21 protein-coding genes are annotated in these 24,307 nt (G+C 71.3%); 15 read left to right on the top strand and 6 right to left on the bottom strand.

Annotated elements, in window-relative coordinates:
• Positions 1-84: 84 nt before the first annotated feature.
• The 7 genes from RS82_RS19980 to RS82_RS19950 are packed head-to-tail and all read left to right on the top strand — an operon-like array spanning position 85 to position 7,544.
• Positions 85-765: a response regulator transcription factor gene (locus RS82_RS19980; protein ID WP_045302728.1), complete on the top strand. Its 681-nt coding sequence runs from the start codon at positions 85-87 to the stop codon at positions 763-765.
• A complete protein-coding gene (locus RS82_RS19975; protein ID WP_045302727.1) occupies positions 758-1,843 on the top strand; it encodes a sensor histidine kinase in 1,086 nt (361 codons plus the stop codon). Before RS82_RS19980 ends, RS82_RS19975 begins: the two co-directional genes overlap by 8 nt.
• Before the next feature lie 44 nt (positions 1,844-1,887).
• Complete coding sequence (locus tag RS82_RS19970) at positions 1,888-2,364, top strand: VOC family protein (RefSeq protein ID WP_045302726.1); 477 nt, start codon at positions 1,888-1,890, stop codon at positions 2,362-2,364.
• Positions 2,361-3,500, top strand: coding sequence for a PQQ-dependent sugar dehydrogenase (locus RS82_RS19965; RefSeq protein WP_045302725.1), 1,140 nt, complete (start codon positions 2,361-2,363; stop codon positions 3,498-3,500). The genes RS82_RS19970 and RS82_RS19965 overlap by 4 nt, the downstream gene beginning before the upstream one ends.
• A gap of 41 nt (positions 3,501-3,541) precedes the next feature.
• Positions 3,542-4,639: a zinc-binding metallopeptidase family protein gene (locus RS82_RS19960; protein WP_084695792.1), complete on the top strand. Its 1,098-nt coding sequence runs from the start codon at positions 3,542-3,544 to the stop codon at positions 4,637-4,639.
• Entirely contained in the window at positions 4,636-6,312 is a 1,677-nt protein-coding gene (locus RS82_RS19955) for an acyl-CoA dehydrogenase family protein (RefSeq protein ID WP_045302724.1), read from the top strand. The genes RS82_RS19960 and RS82_RS19955 overlap by 4 nt, the downstream gene beginning before the upstream one ends.
• Positions 6,313-6,338: 26 nt before the next feature.
• Entirely contained in the window at positions 6,339-7,544 is a 1,206-nt protein-coding gene (locus tag RS82_RS19950; protein ID WP_045302722.1) for a glycoside hydrolase family 3 N-terminal domain-containing protein, read from the top strand.
• 1 nt (position 7,545) lies between these two features.
• Here RS82_RS19950 and RS82_RS19945 read toward each other — a convergent pair whose 3' ends face one another.
• From RS82_RS19945 to RS82_RS19930, 4 genes are read right to left on the bottom strand one after another with little or no spacing between them, the layout of a single operon-like run.
• On the bottom strand, positions 7,546-8,418 hold the full coding sequence (locus RS82_RS19945) for a hypothetical protein (RefSeq protein WP_045302720.1): 873 nt from the start codon (positions 8,416-8,418) through the stop codon (positions 7,546-7,548).
• Between the two features lie 45 nt (positions 8,419-8,463).
• Positions 8,464-9,177 (bottom strand): SOS response-associated peptidase, encoded by a 714-nt coding sequence (locus RS82_RS19940; RefSeq protein WP_045302718.1) that lies wholly within the window; start codon positions 9,175-9,177, stop codon positions 8,464-8,466.
• Between the two features lie 46 nt (positions 9,178-9,223).
• On the bottom strand, positions 9,224-10,279 hold the full coding sequence (locus RS82_RS19935; protein ID WP_045302716.1) for an App1 family protein phosphatidate phosphatase: 1,056 nt from the start codon (positions 10,277-10,279) through the stop codon (positions 9,224-9,226).
• 4 nt (positions 10,280-10,283) lie between these two features.
• A complete protein-coding gene (locus tag RS82_RS19930) occupies positions 10,284-10,961 on the bottom strand; it encodes a DedA family protein (protein WP_045302714.1) in 678 nt (225 codons plus the stop codon).
• A gap of 42 nt (positions 10,962-11,003) precedes the next feature.
• Here RS82_RS19930 and RS82_RS19925 point away from each other — a divergent pair, with 42 nt between their 5' ends.
• From RS82_RS19925 to holA, 5 genes are all read left to right on the top strand, one after another.
• Positions 11,004-12,320, top strand: a complete 1,317-nt coding sequence (locus RS82_RS19925) for an anthranilate synthase component I family protein (protein ID WP_045302712.1) — start codon at positions 11,004-11,006, stop codon at positions 12,318-12,320.
• Positions 12,321-12,381: 61 nt separating this feature from the next.
• A complete protein-coding gene (gene leuS, locus RS82_RS19920; protein ID WP_157005696.1) occupies positions 12,382-14,982 on the top strand; it encodes a leucine--tRNA ligase in 2,601 nt (866 codons plus the stop codon).
• Between the two features lie 90 nt (positions 14,983-15,072).
• Positions 15,073-15,696 (top strand): ComEA family DNA-binding protein, encoded by a 624-nt coding sequence (locus RS82_RS19915; RefSeq protein WP_045302709.1) that lies wholly within the window; start codon positions 15,073-15,075, stop codon positions 15,694-15,696.
• Position 15,697: 1 nt separating this feature from the next.
• Entirely contained in the window at positions 15,698-18,088 is a 2,391-nt protein-coding gene (locus RS82_RS19910) for a ComEC/Rec2 family competence protein (protein WP_045302708.1), read from the top strand.
• A 42-nt stretch (positions 18,089-18,130) separates the two neighbouring features.
• Positions 18,131-19,168: a DNA polymerase III subunit delta gene (gene holA, locus RS82_RS19905; RefSeq protein WP_045302707.1), complete on the top strand. Its 1,038-nt coding sequence runs from the start codon at positions 18,131-18,133 to the stop codon at positions 19,166-19,168.
• 86 nt (positions 19,169-19,254) lie between these two features.
• Here the strand turns inward: holA and rpsT are convergent, their stop codons facing one another.
• Complete coding sequence (gene rpsT / locus RS82_RS19900) at positions 19,255-19,515, bottom strand: 30S ribosomal protein S20 (RefSeq protein WP_045302706.1); 261 nt, start codon at positions 19,513-19,515, stop codon at positions 19,255-19,257.
• A gap of 235 nt (positions 19,516-19,750) precedes the next feature.
• Here rpsT and RS82_RS19895 point away from each other — a divergent pair, with 235 nt between their 5' ends.
• Positions 19,751-21,109 carry a GH1 family beta-glucosidase gene (locus RS82_RS19895; protein ID WP_045302704.1) on the top strand — a complete coding sequence of 453 codons (1,359 nt, stop codon included), beginning with the start codon at positions 19,751-19,753 and terminating at the stop codon, positions 21,107-21,109.
• Positions 21,106-22,356 (top strand): MFS transporter, encoded by a 1,251-nt coding sequence (locus RS82_RS19890; RefSeq protein WP_045302702.1) that lies wholly within the window; start codon positions 21,106-21,108, stop codon positions 22,354-22,356. Before RS82_RS19895 ends, RS82_RS19890 begins: the two co-directional genes overlap by 4 nt.
• On the opposite strand, the gene RS82_RS19885 is transcribed toward RS82_RS19890, so the two are convergent.
• Entirely contained in the window at positions 22,345-23,070 is a 726-nt protein-coding gene (locus RS82_RS19885; RefSeq protein ID WP_045302700.1) for an alpha/beta fold hydrolase, read from the bottom strand. The genes RS82_RS19890 and RS82_RS19885 overlap by 12 nt on opposite strands.
• A 40-nt stretch (positions 23,071-23,110) precedes the next feature.
• Between RS82_RS19885 and RS82_RS19880 the strand changes: the two genes are divergently transcribed.
• Positions 23,111-24,259, top strand: a complete 1,149-nt coding sequence (locus tag RS82_RS19880) for a pyridoxal phosphate-dependent aminotransferase (RefSeq protein WP_045302698.1) — start codon at positions 23,111-23,113, stop codon at positions 24,257-24,259.
• Positions 24,260-24,307 lie beyond the last annotated feature (48 nt).

The raw sequence follows: 24,307 nt of genomic DNA, 5'->3' as shown, positions 1-24,307 counted from the left end.
CCCAGCCAACGCGCGCGCGTGTTGCGAGGGCGTATGGGTTTTCGGATACGCGGACGATATGCACCGGCTCGTACCATCGAGGGCATGCGCGTGCTGGTGGTCGAGGACGAGCCCTTGATGGCGGAGGCGATCCGCGACGGGCTGCGCCTCGAAGCGATCGCGGCCGACATCGCGGGCGATGGCGACACTGCGCTCGAGCTGCTGAGCATCAACGGCTACGACATCGCCGTACTCGATCGCGACATTCCCGGCCCGTCGGGCGACGACGTGGCGGCGCACATCGTGCGATCCGGCAGCGGCATCCCGATCCTGATGCTCACGGCGGCGGATCGGATCGACGACAAGGCGACCGGATTCGAGCTGGGCGCCGACGACTACCTCACCAAGCCTTTCGACCTGCAGGAGCTCGTGCTGCGGTTGCGGGCGCTGGATCGTCGCCGCGGTCACAGCCGGCCGCCGGTGCGGGAGCTGGCGGGGCTCCGGCTGGATCCGTTCCGCCGCGAGGTCTACCGCGACGACCGGTACATCGCCGTGACACGGAAGCAGTTCGCCGTGCTGGAGGTGCTGATGAGCGCCGAAGGCGGCGTCGTGAGCGCCGAGGAGCTGCTCGAGCGTGCGTGGGACGAGAACGCCGACCCCTTCACGAATGCGGTGCGCATCACCGTCTCGGCCTTGCGCAAGCGGCTGGGTGAGCCCTGGGTCATCGCCACCGTGCCCGGAGTGGGCTACCGCATCGACCCTGACGAGGGCGAGCGGCATGAGTAGGGCTCCCGGCATGAGCGTGCGGCTCAAGCTCACCCTCAGCTACGCCGGATTCCTGATGGTGGCCGGGGCGCTGCTGCTCGCAGTGGTGTGGGTCTTCCTCCTGAGATACGTTCCGAACGGGCAGATCACCGGACCCGGGCCTTTCGTCCCGAATCGCGATGACCTCATCCGCGCCTTCACGCCGGCGGCGTCGTGGGCGCTCGTCTTCCTCCTCGTGTTCGGACTGCTCGGCGGCTGGATCCTCGCCGGCCGGATGCTGGGTCCGCTGGCGCGGATCACGGAGGCGACGCGCCTCGCCGCGGGCGGTTCGCTGTCGCATCGGATCGCGCTCCCCGGTCGCCAGGACGAGTTCCGCGAGCTGGCCGACAGCTTCGATGCGATGCTGTCGCGCCTCGAGGCGCACGTCGCCGAACAGCGGCGGTTCGCCGCGAACGCCTCGCATGAGCTGCGCACGCCGCTCGCGATCACCCGGACCCTGCTCGACGTCGCCCGCACCGACCCCGATCCGGACGTCGACGCGCTCATCGCGCGACTCCGCGCGGTGAACACGCGCGCGATCGATCTCACCGAGGCGCTGCTGGTGCTCAGCCGGGCCGAGCAGGGCTCATTCGCCCGTGGACCGGTCGATCTGTCACTCGTCGCCGAGGAGGCCGTGGAGACGCTGCTGCCGCTCGCCGAGGCCCGTGGCGTGACCGTCCGCGCGAGCTGCGTCGCCGCCTGGACCACCGGCTCTGACGCGCTGCTGCTGCAGCTGGTGTCGAATCTGCTGCACAACGCCATCGTCCACAACCTCCCCGAGCACGGCACGGTGGACGTCCTCACTTCCGAGCGCGGCGACGCGGTGGAGATCGTCGTCGAGAACACCGGCGAGATGCTCAGTCCGGCGCGCGCCGCCGTCTTGGTCGAACCGTTCCAGCGCGGGAGCGAGCGCGTGCGCACCGGCGACCACGCCGGAGTCGGGCTGGGGCTCGCGATCGTCCGGAGCATCGCGGAGGCCCACGGCGGGACGCTCGCGCTCACGCCACGACCGGAAGGAGGCTTGCGCGTCACGGTGCAGCTCCGTGCGCAGCATCCGTAGTCCGCCCATTGCGCGGGTGCCGCACGTCGACAAGGGTGGAACGCATGAGCGCTGTGACCCCGTTCCTCTGGTTCGACGATGCCGCCGAGGAGGCCGTCACGTTCTACACCGCACTGATCCCGGACTCCGAACTCGTCACGATCGACCGTTACCCGGACGAGGTGCCGGGCATGGGCGGCAAGGTCATGCACGTGCACTTCCGGCTCGGCGGCCGCGACTACCTCGGCATGGACGCCGGCCCGCAGTTCCCCTTCACCGAGGCCGTCTCGCTGTACGTCGCGTGCCGCGACCAGACCGAGGTCGACCGCTATTGGGACGCCCTGACCGCAGAGGGCGGCCAGGAGCAGCCCTGCGGCTGGCTCAAGGACCGCTGGGGTCTGTCGTGGCAGATCATCCCCGACCGGCTGGTCGAACTGATCCGCCACCCCGACCCCGACATCGCCCACCGCGCGGTGCAGGCGATGCTCCGCATGCGCCGCATCGATCTCGCGGCCCTCGAGGCGGCAGTGGCGGACGGATGAGGCGCGACGCCCGGTGGGCGGCGGTCGGATGCCTCCTGCTGGCGCTGACCGCGTCAGCCGGGTGCACCGCCCCGCAGCCGACGCCGGCGCCCTCGTCGCAGGCGCCGACGATCGGCCCGAGCACGGCTCCGGCAGCCCAGACATGGTGGCGCGCCGGTTCGGTCACCGGAACCCTTGCGTCGGATCTGGTGGCGCCCTGGTCGGTCGTGCCCCTCGACGGCGGGGGCGCGCTGATCTCCGAACGCGGGGACGGCACGGTGCTCGAACTCACCACGGACGGGAAGGTTCGCACGATCGGCGTCATCCCCGGTGTGGTGTCGGGCGGCGAATCCGGCCTCCACGGCCTTGCGCTGCTCCAGACCGACGACTCCCGGATGCTCTACGCCTACTTCGGCGCGGCAGACGACAACCGGGTGGCACGGATGCCGCTGCTCGGCGAACCGGGATCCTTCGGGCTGGGCGAGCCGGAGGTCATCCTCGACGGCATCGCGCGGGCGAGCACCCACGACGGCGGACGCCTCGCGTTCGGGCCCGACGGCTGCCTCTATGTCACGACTGGGGATGCGCAGCGGCGCGACGCCGCCCAGGACCGCGACGACCTCGGCGGCAAGATCCTCCGCGTCACCGCCGAGGGCGACCCCGCTCCCGGGAATCCGTGGAATACGCGCGTCTGGTCCATGGGACATCGCAACGTCCAGGGGATCGCGTGGACGGCGGACGGCACGATGTGGGCCAGCGAGTTCGGTCAGAACACATGGGACGAGCTCAATCGCATCGAACCGGGGGCGAACTACGGCTGGCCGATCGTCGAGGGCATCTCCGGCCGGGAGGGCTTCACCGATCCCGTGGCGCAATGGCCGACGAGCGATGCCAGTCCCAGCGGGATCGCCGCCCGCGGCGACACGGTCTTCATGGCGGGACTCCGCGGCGAGCGGCTCTGGCAGATCGACACCGCCTCCGGCGTGATGCGCGGCGAACCCGTCGCCGCGTTCGTGGGCGAGTACGGGCGGCTGCGCGACGTGGTCGCGCCGACCGACGGGTCGCTGTGGCTCTTGACCAACAACACCGATGGGCGGGGCGCGCCGCGACCGGGCGACGATCTGCTCCTGCGGGTGGAGCTCGTCGAGGCGCCGTGACCCGTGCGTCCGCGCGCACCCCGGCACGCTACGGTGAGAGCGTGACCTCGCAGCCCCGCTGTCCGCACTGTCGCCACTTCGTCTATCTGGACACCCTGCAGTGTCCGAACTGCGAAGCCGAGATCGGCTACCACATCCCCACGCGCGAGTTCTTCGGGCTCCGTCACGGCCAGGCCGTCATCGACGGCGAGACCTGGTACACCTGCTCGAACCGCGAATGGGCGTGCAACTGGCTGGTGTGGGAGAACGCGCCCGCCGGCCGCTGCTTCTCCTGCCGGCTCACCCGCCGCCGCCCCGCGGCGGACGACACCGTCGCGCTCGAGAAGCTCGCCAAGACCGAGGAGGCGAAGCGCCGGCTCCTCCTGCAGCTCGCCGATCTCGGCCTGCCCATCGTCGGCTGGGACGTCGAGAAGGGCGGGCTCGGCTTCGACCTGATCTCCAGCCTCTCCGACGGCAAGCCGGTCACCATCGGGCACGCCAACGGCATCATCACGATCGACCTCGCCGAGAGCCTCGACGACCGGCGCGAGGCTCTTCGCGTGCGGCTCGGCGAGCCGTACCGCACGATCCTCGGCCATCTGCGGCACGAGGTCGGTCATTACTACCAGAGGGTCCTCCTCACCGACGACGAACTCTGGGCCCGGTGCCGCGAGCTCTTCGGCGACGAGCGCACGAGCTACCGCGACGCCTTGAAGCGCCACTACTCCTTCGGGGCCCCGTCCGACTGGCACGAGGCGTTCATCTCCGAGTACGCGACGATGCACCCCTGGGAGGACTTCGCCGAGACGTTCGCGCATTACCTCCACATCACCGGCACGCTGCAGACCGCCGCGGTCATCGGCATCCATCTCGATGCGTCCGTGACGAACCTCCGCGACACCGACGTCGTGCCGCTCGACTCGTACGAGAACGAGCCGATCCAGAGGCTGCTCACCGATTGGGAGTGGCTGTCGCAGGCGTTCAACCGCATCAACCGATCGATGGGCTTCGGCGACCTGTATCCGTTCACGATCGTGACGCCGGTGAGGCACAAGCTCGCCTTCGTCCACGACATCGTGACGCGCGCGCCGCTCAGCCCGGGGGAGCAGTACACGCTCGCTATGGCGGGTGCCGGGGCGGGGGAGACGGAGACGTCATGACCTCGTTCGCGCGGGGGCAGCGGGTGATCGGTGCGGCGACGCACTACGTCGAGAACCAGCCGCCCTGGCGTGTGGACGTCGACGAATACGCGCTCAACGCGCCACTCGGCGCGGCGATGCGCGGATTCGGGGCGGAGTGGGCCGAGGACGACCTCCGCGCGGCCGGCGTGCTCGTCGGGTCGGGACCGTTCCAGCGCGACGCGCATCTCGCGAACGTGCACACCCCGCTCGCCCACGCCCACGACCGGTGGGGCTTCCGCCTCGACGAGGTCGAGTACGACCCGTCGTACCACCGCGTGATCGCCGAGGCGGTCGCCCGCGGCGCACACACCTCGGCATGGGCCGATCCGCGGCCCGGGGCGCACGTCGCCCGCGCGGCGATGTTCATGCTGTTCGCGCAGGTCGAGCCGGGTCACGCGTGCCCGGTGTCGATGACGCACGCCGCGGTCGCCTCGATCGAGGGGTCGCCGTGGGTCGCCGACGAGTGGCTCCCGCGTCTGTACTCGCGCGAGTACGACCCGCGGCTCATCGTCGACGGCGGCAAGGCGAGCGCCCTCATCGGGATGGCGATGACCGAGAAGCAGGGCGGCTCCGACGTCCGCGCCGGCACCACCGTGGGTGAGTCGATGGGCGGACACGCCTACCAGCTCACGGGGCACAAGTGGTTCTGCTCCGCCCCGATGTCGGACGGCTTCCTGGTGCTCGCCCACACGCGCAGCGGGGGCGTCGACGAAGGCCTGACGTGCGTCTTCGTGCCCCGCATCCTGCCGCACGGGATGCGCAACGTGTTCCGCATCCAGCGACTCAAAGACAAGCTCGGCAACCGCTCAAACGCGTCGGCGGAGGTCGAGTTCGACGGCACCATCGGGTTCTTGATCGGCGAGCCCGGCCGTGGTGTCCGGGCGATCATCGAGATGGTCCAGCGCACGCGTCTCGACTGCGTCCTGGGCACCGCGGCGGGCATGCGGCAGTCGGTCGCCGAGGCGGTCTGGCACGCGCGCGGACGCGAGGCCTTCGCCGCGCTCCTGGTCGATCAGCCCGCCATGACCGCCGTGCTCGCGGACCTCGCACTCGAGTACGAAGCCGCGATGCTCGCCGGCCTGCGCCTCGCGCAGCTCTTCGAGGCCGAGGCATCCGATCGCGATGTCGCGCTCCGCCGTCTCGCGACTCCGGTGTCGAAGTATTGGGTGTGCAAGCGCGGCCCCCACCATGCCTACGAAGCGCTCGAGTGCCTCGGCGGCAATGGCTACACCGAGACCTTCCCGCTCGCCCGCCGGTACCGTGAGCAGCCCGTCATGGCGATCTGGGAGGGATCGGGCAACGTCATCGCCCTCGACGTGCTGCGAGCGCTCACGCGCGACCGTGAGTCGGGTGAGGCCTTCGCCGACGAGCTCGCGACCACGGCGGGCTCCTCGGCGATCCTCGATCGGCACGTGGAGCGCACCCTCGCCCTGCTGCAGCGTCTTGCGGCCGAACCGGATGAGGCACCGTCACAGGCCCGCCGACTCAGTGAGGACCTCGCGCTCGCCTTCCAGGCGTCGCTCATGCTGCGCCACGCTCCGGGACAGGACGCCGACACGTTCATCGCCGCCCGGCTCGGCGAGGAGCGCGGCGCGCAGTACGGTGTGCTCCCTTCGGGGACGGATGCCGCGGCCATCGTCGCGCGCCACTGATCGCCGTCCGCGCTTAGGCTGACTGGGTGACTGCGGCGCGACGTTCCCTCCTGCTTGCCGCGGTCGTCGCAGCGGCGGCGATCGTGTGCGCGTCCTGCGCCGCGGCCCCCACCGCGAAGCCGTCGCCGACATCGTCGCCGTCGCCGACGATGACCCCGACGCCCGAGGCGGCAGGTCTCTCGCCGGCCCAGCAGGCAGTCTCATCGATGTCGCTGCGGGAGCGCGCGGCGAGCGTTGTGATGGGGCACATTCCGACGACGGATGCCGCGGCCCTGCGCTCGTACATGGAATCCACGGACGCCGGGGGCTTCCTGCTCATGGGCGCGAACATCCCCGCGGACGAGGCGGCACTCAAGGAGATCACCGCATCGCTCACCGTCGATCCGGCGCAGCCGCCGCTCATCGCCATCGACCAGGAGGGCGGCGACGTGTCGCGGCTGCCGTGGGACGATCTTCCGTCGCCACTCGAGCTGCAGCAGGCCGATCCCGCCACAGTGGAGGCCGCGTACGCGGGGCGCTCGGCACTCGTGCGCCAGGCGGGGATCCCCGTCAACTTCGGTATCGTCGCGGACGTCACGGCCGATCCGGACTCGTTCATCCATCGCCGCGTCCTCGGCACCACACCCGACGCGGCCGCCGCCCACGTCGCCGCAGCGGTCGACGGCGAGAAAGGGAAGGTGTTCTCCACACTGAAGCACTTCCCCGGCCACGGCGCGGCACCCGGCGACTCCCACTCGTCGATCCCGTCGACCCCGATCCCGCTCGATCAGTGGCGCGCCACCGATGCCCTCCCGTTCCAGGCGGGCGTCGATGCCGGCGCCGAGCTTCTCATGTTCGGCCATCTCGCGTACACCGCCGTCGATCCGGCGCCCGCGAGCCTGTCGCCCGAATGGCACCGGATCGCGCGCGACGAACTGGGCTTCGAGGGCGTGATCATCACCGACGACCTGGGCATGCTGGAAAGCTCCGGCCTGCCCGAGTACGCCGACCCCGTGGCGAATGCCGTCAACGCCCTCGCGGCCGGCAACGACATGCTGCTGACGGTGGCCTCGTCGACACCCGAGACCGCGCCGCAGATCATCGACGGCATCGTCGCCGCGGTGGAGGCGGGCGCGGTGCCCGCCGAGCGCCTGGAGGAGGCGGCGACCCGCGTGATGGAGCTGCGCCTCGCCGTCGCGGAGGCGGCAGGCGGCGAGCTCCCGTGCACGACGTGCGCGGATCCGGCCGGCTGAGTCAGGCGCCCGCGATCTCGACGAGGCGGGCCCGGATGACCTGGCCGCGCTCGGCGAAGCCGCGCTGCGCGCGGACATAGGCCGCCTTGCCCTCCGCAGTCTCGATCGGGACGGGGGCGTAACCCCAGTCCGCGAGATCGTACGGTGACGCCCGCATGTCCAGCACCCGGATGTCGCGGGCGAGCTCGAACGCATCGAGCATCACCTCGCCCGGCACGAGCGGCCCGAGCTTGACGGCCCACTTGTACAGGTCCATGCCGGCATGAAGGCAGCCGGGCTGCTCGAGGGCGGGCTGGCTCTCGCGGGTGAGTGCGTCGCGGTTGCGCGGCACCGCCTCGAGCGTGAAGAACCGGTAGGCATCGAAGTGGGTGCAGCGCAGATCGTGGGCTTCGACGACGGCGTCCGTCTCGTCCTGTCCCAGTCGGAGCGGAACGGGATGCCGGTGCTCGCGCTGCCGGTACACCATGGCCCACTCGTGCAGGCCGAAGCACCCGAAGCCGGGGGCGCGGCCGGCGGTGGCCCTGAGGATCCGACCGACGTTCGCCACGAGCGCGCCCCGCTCGGCGCGGAAACCCGAACCGTCGACGGCGAGAGCACCGGTAACGCTGCCGGGTCGGTACCAGCGCCATTCGGCGCGGGCGTCGGCGGCGGCATCCGCCAACTCCACGTCCTCACCGGGATGCCAGCGGTGCAGGACAGCGGGCTTGTAGGAGTAGTACGTGAAGAGGAAGTCCTCGACAGGGTGCTTCTCACGGCGCGCGGCCCGGTCGCGATGCGCGGACGTGAGCGCTCGGGCGCGCTCCTCATGTGCCGCCTCGCGCTCGCGCCAGACCCCGCCGGCAAGCACCGGGGTCTCCGAGGGCGCGATCGTCACCGTTCGAGGATACGCGGGTGCGCCCCGGCGGGACCCGGGCGCGGATCAGGCCTCGACGGGCTCGATGAGTTCCGGGGAGTTGTTGCGGACGTTGCCGACGTCCTTCGACACCTCGTGGTCGTCGAGGGTGTCGGCGAGGGCCGGAGCCGCGTCGATCGCCGCGTCGAGCACATCGCGCACGTTGTCGGTCGTCGGGTCGAGCCAGGCGTCGGCGTGGTCGGGGTCGAGAAACAGCGGCATGCGGTCGTGGATCGAGCCCAGGTGCCCGATCGAGTCGCGGGTGAGGATCGTGAAGCTCAGCAGCCAGCGCTCGGGGTCGTCGTCGCCCTTGGTCTTGTCGCGCCACCACTCGTACAGCCCGGCGAGGAACAGCGGCTCGCCGTCGGCGGGATGGATGTAGTGGGGGATCTTCGTGCCGTCGACGTTCTTCCACTCGTAGTAGCCCGACACGGGCACCACCGCGCGGCGCTTCTCGAGAGCGCTGCGGAACATGGGCTTGTCTTCGAGTTCCTCCGCCCGGGCGTTGAACGCCCGCGCACCGACCTTGGTGTCTTTCGCCCACGAAGGGATCAGTCCCCAGCGGGCGGCCTCGAGCCGGCGCGTCGGCGGCTCGGTCTTCGCCGAGTCGAGCACGATCGCGGCAGTGGCGGTCGGCGCCACGTTGAAGGACGGCGCCGGGAGATCGTCGCCCTCGACGTCGACGCGCAGCACCCCGACGAGGTCGGAGCCAGCACTGGCCACTACGAAGCGTCCGCACATGCGGCCAGCCTACGCGGGGCCGCCGACGTCGGTGCCGGCGGGACCGTCAGGCCTCGAGCGCTCCGGCGGCGCCGAGGACCCCGACATCCTCCAGCCGCTCGAGCAGGCCGGCGCCGTCGCTGTCGCTCACCCACGGCACCTCGGCGGCGGCGTGGTCGTTGACGGCTGTGCGGCCGCCCGCGAGGACCGCCTCCGCAGGGGAGAGGCGGCGGATGGCGACGGCCACGACCCGCGAAGGGTGCTCGTCGGTGAAGGTCGTGTAGATCGCGTCGTCGTGCTGGCCGTCGTCGCCGATGAGGAGCCACCGCACATGCGGGAACTCCTCGGCGAGGCGTCGCAGGTTGGAGAGCTTGTGCGCACTGCCGCTGCGGAACCAGCGGTCGTGGGTGGGGCCCCAGTCGGTCAGCAGCAGCGCACCCGGCGGGAAGACGTGGCGACTGAGGAAGCGCATGAGCGTCGGCGCGATGTTCCACGCGCCGGTGGAGAGATAGATGAGCGGGGCGCCGGGGTTCTCCCGCACGACACGCTCCATGAGCACCGCCATGCCGGGCACCGGCTGGCGCGCGTGCTCGTTGACCACGAACGAGTTCCACGCAGCGAGCAGCGGACGGGGGATGGCCGTGACCATGACGGTGTCGTCGACGTCCGACACGATGCCGAACTTCACATCCGGCGCGACGATGTACGCCCGTGTATCGACGGGCGTCCCGCCTTCCACCGAGAGCGTGAAGGTCTGCCAGCCGGGCTCGAGGTCAGTCGGGAGCTTCGTGTCGATCACACCGCCCCGGTCGGCGACCACGTCGTGATCGACGCCACCGATCGTCACCGTGACCTGCGCGTATCCGATGGGGACGGCCGCGAAGCTGCGCCAGCCGCGCACTCCGGCGTACTCGCCGGTGGTCGTCTGCTTCGCCGGCGGGACGATCATCACCCGGCCGAGGACGCGCACCCAACCGGGACCCCCGTAGCCGGGGAAAGGCGTGACGGTGGGCGTCTGGCCCCGACGGCGCGCGCGCCGCTCGCGCCACGCGTGGAACCGGTACTCCAGGCGTGCCAGCCACAGGACCTTGGCGCGCGCGTTCTGGGCGTCGGTGTGGGGCACCCCTTCAGTCTTTCACGTCCGCCACGGGCGACTCGTCCGGGCCGTCCTGCTCGAGGTGCTTGCGCTCGGCCCGCTCGATGACCTTCTTGCTCACGAAGACGAGCACCAGGAACAGCACGATGACGCCCACGAAGATGTACCCCGCGTAGTGCAGCCGGTCCGCGAGCTCGCGGTACGTGCCTGCGGCGACGGCGGCGACGGAGATGTAGAGCGTCGACCAGATCACGCACGCCGGGATGGTCCACGCGAGGAACCGCCGGTAGGGGTAGCCGCTCATCCCGACGGTGAGCGGCACGAGCGAGTGCAGCACCGGCAGGAAGCGCGAGATGAAGATCGCAGGCCCGCCGCGACGCCGCAGGTATCTCTCCGAGCGCGCCCAGTTCTCCTCGCCGATCCGGCGCCCGAGCTTCGAGTGCTGGATGCGCGGGCCGAGGTAGCGTCCGAGCCAGAAGCCGATGCTCTCGCCGATCACGGCGCCGATGACCACCGCGATCCCGAGGATCACGCCCTCCAGCACGGACGAGACGGCGGTTGCGGCGACGATCACCACAGTGTCGCCGGGCACGACGAGCCCGATCAGCACGCTGGTCTCGAGCATGATCGCGAACCCGGCGAGGAGCGTCCTGACGATGGGGTCGACGCTCTGCACGGCGTCGAGCAGCCACGTCAGGAACTCGTTCACGCCATGAGCCTAGAGCTCCGCGCACCCCTCTAACCTGGGAACATGACGGAGCCCCTCGCCGCCGCGGACGTCGCGCACTGGGCAGACCCGGCATCCGTCTTCGGCGCCGTCTTCGCGCACGTGCCCCACTCGTTCTGGCTGGATGCCGGACCCGATGCGCGCGAGGGGTGGAGCTGGATGGGCGCAGGGGCTCCGGACGACCCGGCGCACGTGAAGGCGACGACCTGCACGGCCGTCACCTCGCACGACGGCGAGAGCCCGTTGCGCGGAGGGTGGGTCGGCTGGACCGCCTACGACGACGCAGCGGCGCGCGCAGGCGCGCCCGCGTCTCGCCCGGCTGACGACGTCCCGCAGGAGCTGTGGCTGCGGGTGCAGCGCCTGGTCGCGTTCGACCACGCGCGTCGGAGCGTCCGCGTGTACGCCTCCGCGCCGGACGTCGATGAGCTCACCACCGCGGTCGCCGCGGCGACCCTTCCGCCCGGCCGGCCTTCGTCCATCCCACACCGGGCTGTCGCGCGTGCGCGCCACCGCCCCGACGAATACGCCGCTCTCATCGAACGCTGCCGCGACGCGATCCGCGAGGGCGACGCCTACCAGCTGTGCCTGACGACGCGCTTCGAGGTCGAGGCATCCGTCGATCCTGTCGAGGTCTACGCCCGGCTCCGCGCGGCGACACCCGCGCACCACGGCGGCTTCATCCGCTCCGGCGACACCGCGCTGCTCAGCGCGAGCCCGGAGCAGTTCCTTCACGTCGAGGGGGCGCCCGACGGCAGTGCGGTCGTTTGCACGCGGCCGATCAAGGGCACCCGCCCGCGCGGTGCGGACGCCGGCGAGGACGCTGCGCTGGCAGCCGAGTTGCGCACGAGCGAGAAGGAGCGCGCCGAGAACGTCATGATCGTCGACCTCATGCGCAACGACCTCTCGCGCGTGTGCGTGGCCGGCTCCGTAGGCGTCGACGCGCTTCTCGAGGTCGAGTCGTACCCCGCGGTGCACCAGCTCGTGAGCACCGTATCGGGCACGCTCGCGACCGGCACGACCCTCGACGACCTGCTGGCGGCGACATTCCCGGCGGGCTCGATGACGGGGGCGCCGAAGCTGTCCGCGATGAGCATCCTGCACGGCCTCGAAGGCGCTCCGCGCGGAGTCTTCTCGGGGTGCTTCGGCTGGGTCGGCGACGATGGCGCACTCGATCTCGCCATGGTGATCCGCTCGATCGTCGTCACGCCCCACAGCGCGTACGTCGGCGCCGGCGGCGGAATCACGTGGCGATCGGATGCTGCGGCCGAGGTCGCCGAGGTCGGGATCAAGGCACGCGGGCCCCTTGCCGCGCTGGGTGCCGCATTGCCGCCGGGCTGGTGAACCGCCCGTTCCGCTAACCTGGAAGACGCGCTTCGCGCGCTGCGCGCGCTTTCCGGCTTCCATGATTGGCACTTTCCACGTGAGTCAGACCGAAACCCCCGACACCTCTGCGCCCACAGAGGGCTATGACGCCTACTCGATCCAGCAGAAGTGGCAGGCGCGCTGGGCCGAGGCCGACCCGTTCCGCGCCGGCGGCGCCGACGACACGCGCCCCCGCAAGCACGTGCTCGGCATGTTCCCCTACCCCTCCGGCGACCTCCACATGGGTCACGCCGAGAGCTACGCCTACGTCGACATCGTGGCGCGGTTCTGGCGTCACCGCGGCTACAACGTGCTGAACCCGATCGGGTGGGATTCGTTCGGCCTGCCCGCCGAGAACGCGGCGATCCAGCGCGGGGCCGACCCGCGCGAGTGGACCTACGCGAACATCGAGCAGCACAAGAAGAGCTTCCGCGAGTACGGCTCGTCCTACGACTGGAGCCGCATCCTCCACACGAGCGACCCCGAGTACTACCACTGGAACCAGTGGCTGTTCCAGCGCCTCTACGAGCGCGGCCTGGCCTACCGCAAGGAGAGCCCGGTCAACTGGTGCCCGAACGACCAGACCGTGCTCGCCAACGAGCAGGTCGTCGACGGCCACTGCGAGCGCTGCGGCGCCGAGGTGATCAAGAAGAAGCTCACGCAGTGGTACTTCAAGATCACCGAGTACGCCGACCGCCTGCTCGACGACCTCAACCAGCTCGAGGGCTTCTGGCCGCAGAAGGTCATCCGCATGCAGCGGAACTGGATCGGCCGCTCGGTGGGTGCCGACATCGACTTCGAGATCGAGGGCCGCGCCGAGAAGGTCACCGTCTTCTCGACCCGACCCGACACGCTGCACGGCGCGACCTTCATGGTCGTGGCCCCCGACAGCGACCTGGCCGCCGAGCTTGCCGCCGGCTCGTCGGCCGACGTGCGCATGCGCTTCCAGGACTACCTCGAGAGCGTGCAGCGCGAGACCGAGATCGAGCGCCAGAGCACCGATCGTCCGAAGACCGGCGTCTTCCTCGACCGCTTCGCCGTCAACCCCGTCAACGGGGAGCGCCTGCCCATCTGGGCCGCGGACTACGTGCTGGCCGACTACGGCCACGGCGCCGTCATGGCCGTGCCCGCACACGACCAGCGCGACCTCGACTTCGCGCGGGCGTTCGACCTGCCCGTCAAGGTCGTCGTCGACACCACGGCGCCGATCACGGGCGCGATCCCGGTCATCGAGCTCGACGAGGAGGGTGTGCCGATCGATCCGGGCCCCCTCGACACGCTGGCCGACCTCGACCCCGGGACGACCGGCATCGCTCTGACCGGCGAGGGACGCCTCATCAACTCGGGCTCGCTCGACGGCCTCTCCAAGCGCAACGCCATCGCGCGCATCATCGAGCAGCTCGAAGCCGCCGGCACCGGCCGCGCCGCGAAGTCGTATCGCCTCCGCGACTGGCTCATCTCGCGTCAGCGGTTCTGGGGCACGCCGATCCCGATGATCCACACCGAGGACGGCCGCATCGTGCCCGTCCCCGAGGACCAGCTGCCGCTGCGCCTGCCTGACGCGCACGGACTCGACCTCGCACCCAAGGGAACGTCGCCCCTGGGGGGCGCAACGCAGTGGATGCAGGCGACCGACCCCGAGACGGGCGAGCCGGCGCTGCGCGACCCCGACACGATGGACACGTTCGTGGACAGCTCGTGGTACTTCCTCCGCTTCCTGGCGCCGAACGACCCCGATGAGGCGTTCCCGTCCCGCGAGGCCGACCGCTGGGCTCCCGTCGACTCGTACATCGGCGGCGTCGAGCACGCGATCCTGCACCTGCTCTACGCGCGGTTCATCACCAAGGTCCTCTTCGACATGGGGCTCATCGACTTCACCGAGCCCTTCTCGAGCCTCATCAACCAGGGCATGGTGCTCCTGGACGGCTCGAAGATGTCGAAGTCGAAGGGCAACCTGGTCGAGTTCGCCTCGAGCATGATCGACCCCGGCGCCGACGCGGTGCGCACCGCGATCGCGTTCGCCGGCCCGGTCGAGGACGACATCAACTGGGAGGACGTGTCGACCACGGGTGCCCAGAAGTTCCTCGCGCGCGCCTGGCGCGTCGCGACGGACGTCACGAGCGAGCCCGACGTGGTGTGGGCCGAGGGCGACGCATCACTTCGCCGTGTCACCCACCGCCTGCTCGCGGACGCTCCCGGGCTGGTCGAGCAGACCAAGTTCAATGTCGTCGTCGCCCGCCTCATGGAGCTGGTCAACGCGACGCGCAAGGTCATCGACACCGGCGCCGGACCCGCCGACCCGGCCGTTCGCGAGGCCGCCGAGGCCACCGCGATGGTCCTCGACCTGTTCGCTCCGCACCTCGCGGAGGAGATGTGGGAGATCCTCGGGTACGACGGGTTCGTCGGCCTGGTGCCGTGGCGCACCGCCGACCCGACCCTCCTCGTCGAGGAGAGCGTCACCGCGGTCGTGCAGGTGGACGGCAAGGTGCGCGGCACCCTCCAGGTGCCTGCGCGCATCGATGCCGCCGAGCTCGAGCGACTCGCGCGCGCCGACGAGAAGGTCGTCCGCTCGCTCGCGGGCCGCGAGATCACGCGTGTGGTCGTCCGCCCACCGAAGGTCGTGAGCTTCAGCACGCACTGAGCTTCCTCCACAGGAAGAGCGGGTCCCGGGGTATGCACATCCCCGGGACCCGCTCCGTCTCGGGCCCCTTCCGCCTCATAGCGTGGGTCCGTGACAGCCGGCGACCGCTCCGAGAGCGCGTCGGCCGAGCACCTCGCCGCGCGTCGACGTCTCGCGCGAGGCGCCGTCATCGTGCTCGTGATCGCCGCATTGGCTATCACCGTCGGGATCGGCATCGTTCGCGCAGCGATGTCACCGGTCGATGAGGTCGTCATCGACCAGACGCCCGCGGCATCGGCGACGCCCGCGTCCAGGCTCTACGTGCACGTCTCGGGTGCGGTGCGCACGCCTGGCCTCTATGTGCTCCCGGCCGGCTCCCGTGTCGTCGACGCGATCGCGGCAGCCGGCGGGTTCGCCGACGACGCGGACCGCGACGAGGTCAACCTGGCGCGCACGCTCGACGACGGCGAACAGCTGCCGGTGCCGCACGAAGGGGAGGAAGCGCCGACAGCGGAAGCACCTGGACCCCCAGCATCCGCCGACACGCGCGTCGACCTCAACTCGGCGGACGCGACCCTGCTCGAGACGCTCCCGCGCATCGGTCCCGCGCTGGCCGAGCGCATCATCGCGTGGCGCGACGACAACGGCGGGTTCACGAGCATCGAGGATCTCCTCGCCGTCCCCGGAATCGGCGACAAGATGCTCGAGTCGCTGCGCGACCTGGTGACGGTGTGATGTGCGTGGCCGACTCGGACTGCGGCTGGTGCCGGTCGCGGGCGCGTGCTGGGCTGTCTCGGCCGTCGCGATCCTCGCTCCTTCGGCAGCGCCCTGGATCGCTCTGTCCCTCTGGGCCGTCGTCCTCGGCCTGACGACGGCTGTGGTGAGCCTCAGCGCACACGACGACGTTCCGTCTCGGCGCAGCCGCCTGCGCGCGCGATGGCGGATGCCTCGCGCCGCTGTGCACCGCGTGCTCGTGATCGTCGTGCTCGCGGGGGCGGCTTCCGCGGCCGCGGCGTCCCACGTCGCCCTCGCACAGCCGGCCCGGACGGCCGTCGAGGATCTCGCTCTCACCGGCGGCCGGGCCGTCGACGTCCGCGCGGACGTCGTCGGCAAGATCGAGCGACGCGCCGACGGCTCGCTCGCCTTCGATGCGTGGGCGTCGCGCGTGACGATCGGCGACGAGAGCCACGGCGCGGATGTCGAGATCGCGGTGCGCGTCTCACCGGACGACGTCGACAGCCCGTGGCAGCTCGACGTCGGTTCCACCATCGACGCCCACGGCACCGCGGGGCCCGGGCGACCGGGAGAGCGGGCGGTGCTCGAGGTGCTGGCGTCGCGCGGGGTCGAGGTGGTGAAGCCGCCGGGCGGGGCCGCAGCGGTCGCCGGTGGATTGCGCCGGGGGCTCGTCGCGGCGGTGCACGGTCTGCCTGGCGCGGGCGCGGGGCTCGTCCCGGGGCTGGCTGTGGGAGACACGTCGATCGTGTCGCCGTCCCTGGACGCGGCGATGAAGGAGTCCTCACTGTCGCACCTCACCGCCGTCTCGGGTGCGAACTGCGCGCTCGTCGTCGGCATCGCGTTCGCCCTCGCCGCCGCACTCGGTGCCTCGAGGAGGCTCCGCGTCGCCTGCGGAGTGGCGGTGCTCGCCGGCTTCGTGCTCCTGGTCACGCCGGAGCCGAGCGTCCTGCGCGCGGAGGCCATGGCCGCGATCGCAATGCTCGCGGTGCTGCTCGGCCGCTCCGGCGCGGGTATGGCGCTGCTGTCGGTGGCCGTCGCCCTGCTCCTCGTGCTGGATCCCTGGCTCGCCTCCTCACTGGGATTCGCGCTCTCGGTCGTCGCGACAGGGTCGCTGCTGCTGTGGGCGCGCCCGCTCGCCACCGGTCTCGCCAGAGCGGTCCCGCGGCCGCTGGCACTCGCCCTGGCGGTGCCGCTCGCCGCGCAGCTCGCGTGCGGCCCGCTCCTGATCCTCATCGAGCCGACCGTGCCCGTCTACGGCGTGCTCGCGAACCTCCTCGCCGGCCCCGCGGCACCGGCGGCGACCGTGCTCGGGCTGGCGGCATGTCTCAGCGCACCGCTTCCGTGGCTGCAGTCGGGTCTCGCTGTGCTCGCCTGGCTGCCGGCATCGTGGATCGCCGCGACGGCTTCGACCGCTTCGGCGCTCCCGGGCGACGCGCTGCCCTGGCTGGAGGGCATCCCCGGCGCGGTGGCCCTCGCCGGGGTCGGCCTTTCGATCGGGCTCGCCATCGCACTCGACCGCGGCGGCTCGCGGGCTCGACGGGTTGCGCGCGTGACCGCGATCGTGGTCGTCGCCGTGCTGACCGGTGGCGGGATCGGCGCGAGCGCCCTGACCACGATCGCCGGCCGATGGACGCTGCCCGGCGACTGGGCGGTGCTCGCGTGCGACGTCGGCCAAGGCGATGCCGTACTGCTCCGGTCGGAGGGCGCCGTCGCGCTGGTCGTCACCGGGCCCGACCCCGAACCGCTCGCCGCCTGCCTCTCGCGGGCGGGCCTCGATCGCATCGACCTGCTCGTCCTCACGCACTACGACCTCGACCACATCGGCGGGCTCGACGCCGTGCGCGGTCGTGTCGGCTCGGTGCTCCACGGACCCGGCGACGCCACGGGGCAGGCGGCGATCGCCTCGCTGACGGCGCGGGGCGCCCGGGCGACCGAGGCCTCCGCCGGCCTCAGCGGGTCACTGGGAGGCGCGCGATGGCGGGTTCTCTGGCCGAAGACCGGCAGTCGGGCCTTCCCGCCGGGCAACGACGCCAGCGTCGTGCTCGACGTCCGCGGCGGCGGCATCCCGCCGACCTTCCTGCTCGGCGACCTCTCCGCCTCTCCGCAGCGGCTGCTGACCGCATCGGGGGCGCTGGACCCGCCCTACGTGATCGTCAAGACCGCTCATCACGGCAGCGCCGACCAGGACGCGGGGCTCTACGCCTCGGCACAGCCGTCGATCGCGCTCGTCACCGTGGGCGCCGACAACGATTACGGGCATCCGCGCGACGCGGCCCTGGCGATGCTCGTCGACGTCGATGCGAAGATCCTTCGCACCGACCGCGACGGGGCGATCGCGCTGTGGATCTCCGAGACCGGTTCGGTGTCTATCTGGCGCGACCGCGGCGGATGAGGGGACGCGGCCGCCGTCGGTGGGCGTCGGTAGGCTGGGGGAATGGCTTCCCCCGCACGCCGAGCACCCGCGAAGGCCGCGCGCAGCGCCATTCCCCAGCTGTCCTGGCGGGCTCCGCAGCCGGCGCCGATCGTGCTCGTCTCGGGGCCGGAGGAGGTCTGCGCCGAACGGGCGATCGCGGGCGTGCGCGACTATCTCCGTGCCGAGGACCCCACGCTCGAGGTGTCCGACATCCGCGCCGACGACTACGCCGCTGGAACGCTCCTCGGCGTCACGTCGCCGTCGCTGTTCGGCGAGCCCCGACTGGTCCGGGTGAGCGGCGTCGAGAAGTGCTCCGACACGTTCCTCGCCGAGGCCGTCGCCTATCTCGCCGCCCCGCAGGACGGCGCGACGGTCGTGCTCAGGCACACCGGTGCGAGCGTGCGCGGCAAGAAGCTGCTCGACGCGATCCGTGCGGGGGAGGGCTCGGGCGTCGAGATCGCGTGCCCGGCCGTCAAGCGCGACTCGGACCGCTTCGACTTCGCCGCGGGCGAGTTCCAGGCAGCGAAGAAGCGCATCGCGCCGACCGCGCTGCGCGCGCTCGTCTCCGCGTTCGCCGACGACCTCACCGAGCTCGCGGCGGCGTGCCAGCAGCTCATCGCGGACGTCCCCGGCGACATCACCGAGCAGGTCGTCGAGCGCTACTACGGCGGCCGCGTCGAGACGTCGGCCTTCACGGTCGCCGACACGGCGATCGCGGGGCGCTACGGCGAGGCGCTCATCGCGCTCCGGCACGCCCTGGCCTCGGGGGCCGACCCGGTGCCGCTCGTCGCGGCCGTCGCCATGAAGCTGCGCACGATGGCGCGGGTCGCGGGCAACCGCGAGCCGGCGAAGGCCCTCGCCTCGCGACTGGGCATGAAGGACTGGCAGATCGATCGCGCACGTCGCGACCTGGTCGGCTGGAACGAAGAGAGCCTCGGCCGCGCGATCCAGGCGACGGCACGGGCGGATGCCGAGGTCAAGGGCGGTTCGCGCGACGCGGTGTTCGCGCTCGAGCGCATGATCACGGTGATCGCCACGCGCGCGCCGTACGGTGCCTGACACGACGCCCGCGAGCGCAAGCGAAAGGCCCGCCCCTTTCGGGACGGGCCTTCACGCGACTCGGAGTCGCGGAGCTTGTCAGAAGCTCAGAGAGCGGCGACCTGCTTGGCGATGGCCGACTTGCGGTTCGCCGCCTGGTTCTTGTGGATGACGCCCTTGCTGACGGCCTTGTCGAGCTTCTTGGTAGCCGTGCCCAGCGCCTTCTCGGCCGCGGCCTTGTCGCCGGCCGCGATCGCCTCGCGGGTACGACGGACGTGCGTCTTCAGCTCGCTCTTGACGGCCTTGTTGCGCTCGCGCGCCTTCTCGTTGGTCTTGTTGCGCTTGATCTGCGACTTGATGTTCGCCACGTGTCGACGTTCTTTCGTTCGAAGGTGAATCGGATTGATGTGCCGGTCAGCGAGAGAGGGGCGCTTCGCGGCGGTCGTGAGGGCGAACCCACACGCAAGCCAAACAAGGATTCTATCAGGTGAACCGAGGAGCCATTGACACTCACAGGCGTGCGCGGCGAAGCCCTTCCATGATGCATGATCTACGCGTGGGAGCGTGCTCACCCGAACGCGCTCAGTGACGAAGGAGTCCGCCGTGCCGCAGCATCCGTCCGTCGATCTCTCGCCGTTCCCGCCGGGCTTCCGGTGGTCGGCGGCGACCGCCGCCTTCCAAGTCGAGGGCTCGCGCGCCGCTGACGGACGCGGACGGTCGATCTGGGACGAGTTCGTCGCGACGCCCGGCGCGGTGCGGGACGGGGCGACGGCGGACCCGGGTCCTGACAGCTACCGGCGTCACCGCGAGGATGTGGAGCTGCTGGCCGCGCTCGGCGTCGACCGCTATCGCTTCTCGATCTCGTGGGTGCGGGTGCAGCCCGAGCCCGGCGGCCCGGTCCGGCAGGCCGGGCTCGACTACTACCGACGCCTCGCCGACGACCTGCTCGCGGCGGGGGTGACGCCCTTCGCGACGCTGTACCACTGGGATCTCCCGAGCGTCCTGGAAGAGCGCGGCGGATGGCTCACTCGCGACACGGCGCTGCGCTTCGGCGAGTACGCCGAGATCGTCGCGCAGTCGCTGGGCGACCGCATCCGTCACTGGTACACGCTCAACGAGCCGGTCTCGACGTCGCTGCAGGGCTACGCCGTCGGCACGCTCGCGCCGGGAAGGCAGCTGCTGTTCGGCGCACTGCCGACGGTGCACCACCAGCTGCTCGCGCACGGCCTCGCCGTGCGAACGCTGCGCGCATCCGGGGCCGAGGAGGTCGGGATCGTCAACAACCACACCCTCGTGCTTCCGGCGTCGCAGGCGGATGCCGACCTCACGGCCGCCGCCGTGTACGACGTGCTCCACAACCGCGTCTTCGCGGACCCCGTGCTGACCGGCGCCTACCCCGACCTCGAGGCGTTCGGGATCCCGCCGATGCCCGTCGAGGAGGGCGATCTCGAGCTGATCTCGGCGCCGGGCGACTTCTACGGGATCAACTTCTACAACCCGACGACGGTCGCCGCCGGTCCCGACGACAGCCCTGTCCCGTTCGCGATCGTGCCCACGCCCGGCGCGCCCGTCACCGGTTTCGGATCCGAGTGGCCGATCGTGCCCGCGGCCCTCACCGGCCTCCTGCTCGACTTCCGCGAACGCTACGGCGACCGTCTGCCGCCGCTCGTGATCGGCGAGAACGGGGCGTCCTTCCCGGAGCCCGACCACGTCGACGGCCCCGTCCGCGACTCCGACCGCATCTCGTACCTGGCGGGCCACATCGACGCCGTCGGCGCGGCCGCCGCCGACGGCGTCGACGTGCGGGAGTACACGGTGTGGTCGCTCCTGGACAACTTCGAGTGGGCGGACGGCTGGACCCAGCGGTTCGGTCTCGTCCACGTCGACTTCGACACCTCGGCACGCACCCCGAAGGCGTCGTTCGACTGGTACCGCGCCCTCATCGCGGAGGCGCGCGCATGAGCGCCCGGCAGGGCGCCAAGGTCGGCGTGGGATGGTTCACGCTCTTCACGCTCGCGTGGCTCGCGCTGTGGACCGTGCAGCTCACGCCGCTGCAGCTGCTCATCCCGCTGCAGCTCAACACGCCCGACGACCCCGACGGGTGGGTGTCGGGCGTGGTGTCGTCCGGCCTCGTGCTGGCGATGGGCGGCATCGCCGGCGTGATCGCCGCGCCTGTCGCCGGCGGCCTGTCCGACCGCACGCGCGGCAGGATGGGGCGCCGGCGCCCCTGGGCACTCGGCGGAGTGTGGCTCGGGACCGCGTCGCTCGCCGCCATCGCGTTCGCGTCCGGACCGTGGGGTGTGGGACTCGCCTGGGTGGGCGTCTCTGTCGGCGTCGCGGTCGCCTCCGCGGCCTTCACCGCGCTCATCGCCGACCAGCTGACGACGCAGCGGGGCGCAGCATCCGCCGCCGTCTCCTCGTCGCAGGCGCTCGGCATCGTCGTGGGCGTGGGCGTGATCGTGCTGCTCGAGCTCGGCGTCGTGGTCGGGTACCTCGTGCTCGCCGGCTTCCTGGCGGTGGTCGGCACGGCGTCGGCGCTCCTGCTGCCCGACCCGCCGGCGCGCTCCGACGTCGCCGTCGCCCGCCAGGTGCGCACGCTCGGCGAACGGCTGGCAGCGCTGCGCGATCGCGACTTCGCGTGGCTGCTCGCCGGGCGGCTCACCGTGAACATCGGCAACGCGCTCGGGACCGGCCTGCTGCTGTTCTTCCTGCTGTACGGTCTGCAGCGCGACCCAGCGACGGCCGAGGACGAGCTGCTGCTCCTGATCCTCGTCTACACCCTGTTCGTGGTGGGCTCCTCGATCGCGTCGGGGTGGATGTCGGACCGCACCGGGCGACGGATCCCGTTCGTCGTGTGGTCGGCAGTCGTCCAGGGGCTCGCGTCGATCATCCTGGTGGTGGCCCCGTCGCTCTCGACCGCGATGATCGCGGCCGCGCTCCTCGGCGTCGGGTACGGCGCGTACATGTCGGTGGGGCTCGCCCTCGGCACGGACCTGCTCCCGTATCCCGAGGACCACGCCCGCGACCTCGGCTTCGTGAACGTCTCGGCGAGCCTCGGTCAGCTCATCGGCCCACTCCTCGGCGCCGGTCTCGTCGCCCTCGTGGGCGGCTTCTGGCTGCTGTTCCTCGTGGGAGGCATCCTGTCGATCGCGGGCGGACTGATGACGTATGCGATCCGCAGCCGGGAGCGCGCCGCGTCAGCCTTGTGAGGCCTCGAGAGTCGTGAGCGCCACCTCGAGCACCGCGTCGAACACGCGCGGCCGCATCACCGTCACGTGATGGGTCGTCCGCGGTACGACGATGAGCTCGGCGTGCTGGGCGACCCTCATGAACAGCTTCTCGTTCACGCGGAGCTGGTCCCACTGCCCGTTGACGAACCACAGCGGCACGTCGATGCGATGCAGGGCCGCGAGCAGGTCGAGCACCGAGAGGCTGCGCAGCGCGACGTCTTGGGCATCCAGCGCGTACCCGCCGGCCCCGAAATCGGCGCGGGTCTCTTCGGGGAGGATGCGGTCGAGCATGCGATCGGTGAGCCACATGCCACGATCGGGCAGGGCGTCGAAGCCGCGGGCGAGCACGCGGTACGTGGCGAGCGCGACGCCGCGAGGGATCGCGGTGCAGGATGCCGCGATGAATCCCGCGACCGGTGGCGGCTTCTCGGCGCCCACGTACTCGATGCACAGCAGGCCGCCCATCGAGTGCCCCGACAGCAGCACCGGGCCGCGCTCCGCCGCTGCGCGCACCGCGGAGTCGATCGTCTCGAACACCGTCTCGAGCGTGAAATCCTCGGCCATCCGCGAGCCGTGGCCGGGAAGGTCCACGGCCGTGACGGGATTGCCTCGGGCCGTCAGGTACTCCTCCTGGGCGCGCCACATGGTCGCAGACGTCCGGATGCCGTGCACGAGCACGACCTGGACGACCATGACGCCAGGGTAGCCGCGCGCGCCCGCTTAGCATGGCGGCATGCCCGAGATCGCCCCGCACGTCGCGCGCATGCCGGGTTCCGGTGTGCGTCACATCCTCGAGCGCGCCCTGCGCCGCCCCGGCACGATCATCCTCGCGGTGGGCGAGCCGGGAGAGGTCGCCGGGGAGCGGATCAGGGATGCCGCCTCCCAGGCGTGGCGCGAGGGTGCGATCCGCTACACCCCGAACGGCGGGATCCCGGCGCTCCGGGAAGCGATCCGGGACAAGCTCGCTCGCGAGAACGCCCTCGACGTCGACCTCGAGCAGATCTGGGTGACGGTCGGCGCGACCCAGGCGCTGCATCTGGCGATGGCGCTCACCCTGTCGCAGGGCGACGAAGTGCTCGTGCCCGACCCCGGCTACACGACTTTCACGATGAACGCCCATCTCCTGCAGGCGACGCCGGTGCCGTATCCGCTGCGCCCCGGGCGCGCGTTCCAGCCCGATCTCGCCGAGCTCGAGTCGCTGGTCACGCCGCGGACGCGAGGAATCATCGTGAACACCCCCTCCAACCCGCTCGGGTCGACGTTCGACCGCCCGACGCTGGAGGCGCTGATCGCTCTGGCGCGCCGCCACGACCTGTGGCTCATCAGCGACGAGGTGTATGAGCGCTTCACGTGGGGCGAGCGCCACGTGAGCCCCGCGACCCTCGATGACGACGGCCGCGTGCTGTCGGTGTTCTCGATGTCGAAGACCTACGCGATGACCGGAGCGCGGGTCGGGTGGCTGGTCACACCTCCGGGATGGCGGCAGACCATGCTGCGCGTGCAGGAGTCCGTGGTCAGCTGCGTCGATGAGCCGTCGCAGCGGGCGGCCGCCGAGGCGCTCACCGGCGACCAGGCGGCGGTCGGGCGCAGTGCGGCGCACTACCGCGACAACCTCGCCGCCGCGACGGCGCTCCTCGACGCACGGGGTCTGCGCTACCTCGACCCCACAGGGGCGTTCTATCTCTGGATCGACGTCGCGCATGTCTCCGGCGGCGATGTCGTCGCGTGGTGCGAGCGGTTCCTCGACGAGGAGGGGGTCGCCGTCGCTCCGGGAAGCGCGTTCGGCGCCTCGGGCGAGGGCTGGATCCGCGTGTGCGTGGCCAGCGACCGCGACGAGCTGCTCGAAGGGCTGAGTCGCATCCCCGCTCCGGCCCGACCCTGACACCGGCCCCGGGGTTCGTCGAGGGGCGCGCACCCGTACAATCGTCTG

Origin of the sequence: Microbacterium trichothecenolyticum (assembly GCF_000956465.1) — a bacterium.
GTDB classification, from domain to species: domain Bacteria; phylum Actinomycetota; class Actinomycetes; order Actinomycetales; family Microbacteriaceae; genus Microbacterium; species Microbacterium trichothecenolyticum.
Note: the sequence above shows the minus strand (reverse complement) of the source record. Positions and strands in the feature narration are given on the sequence as shown.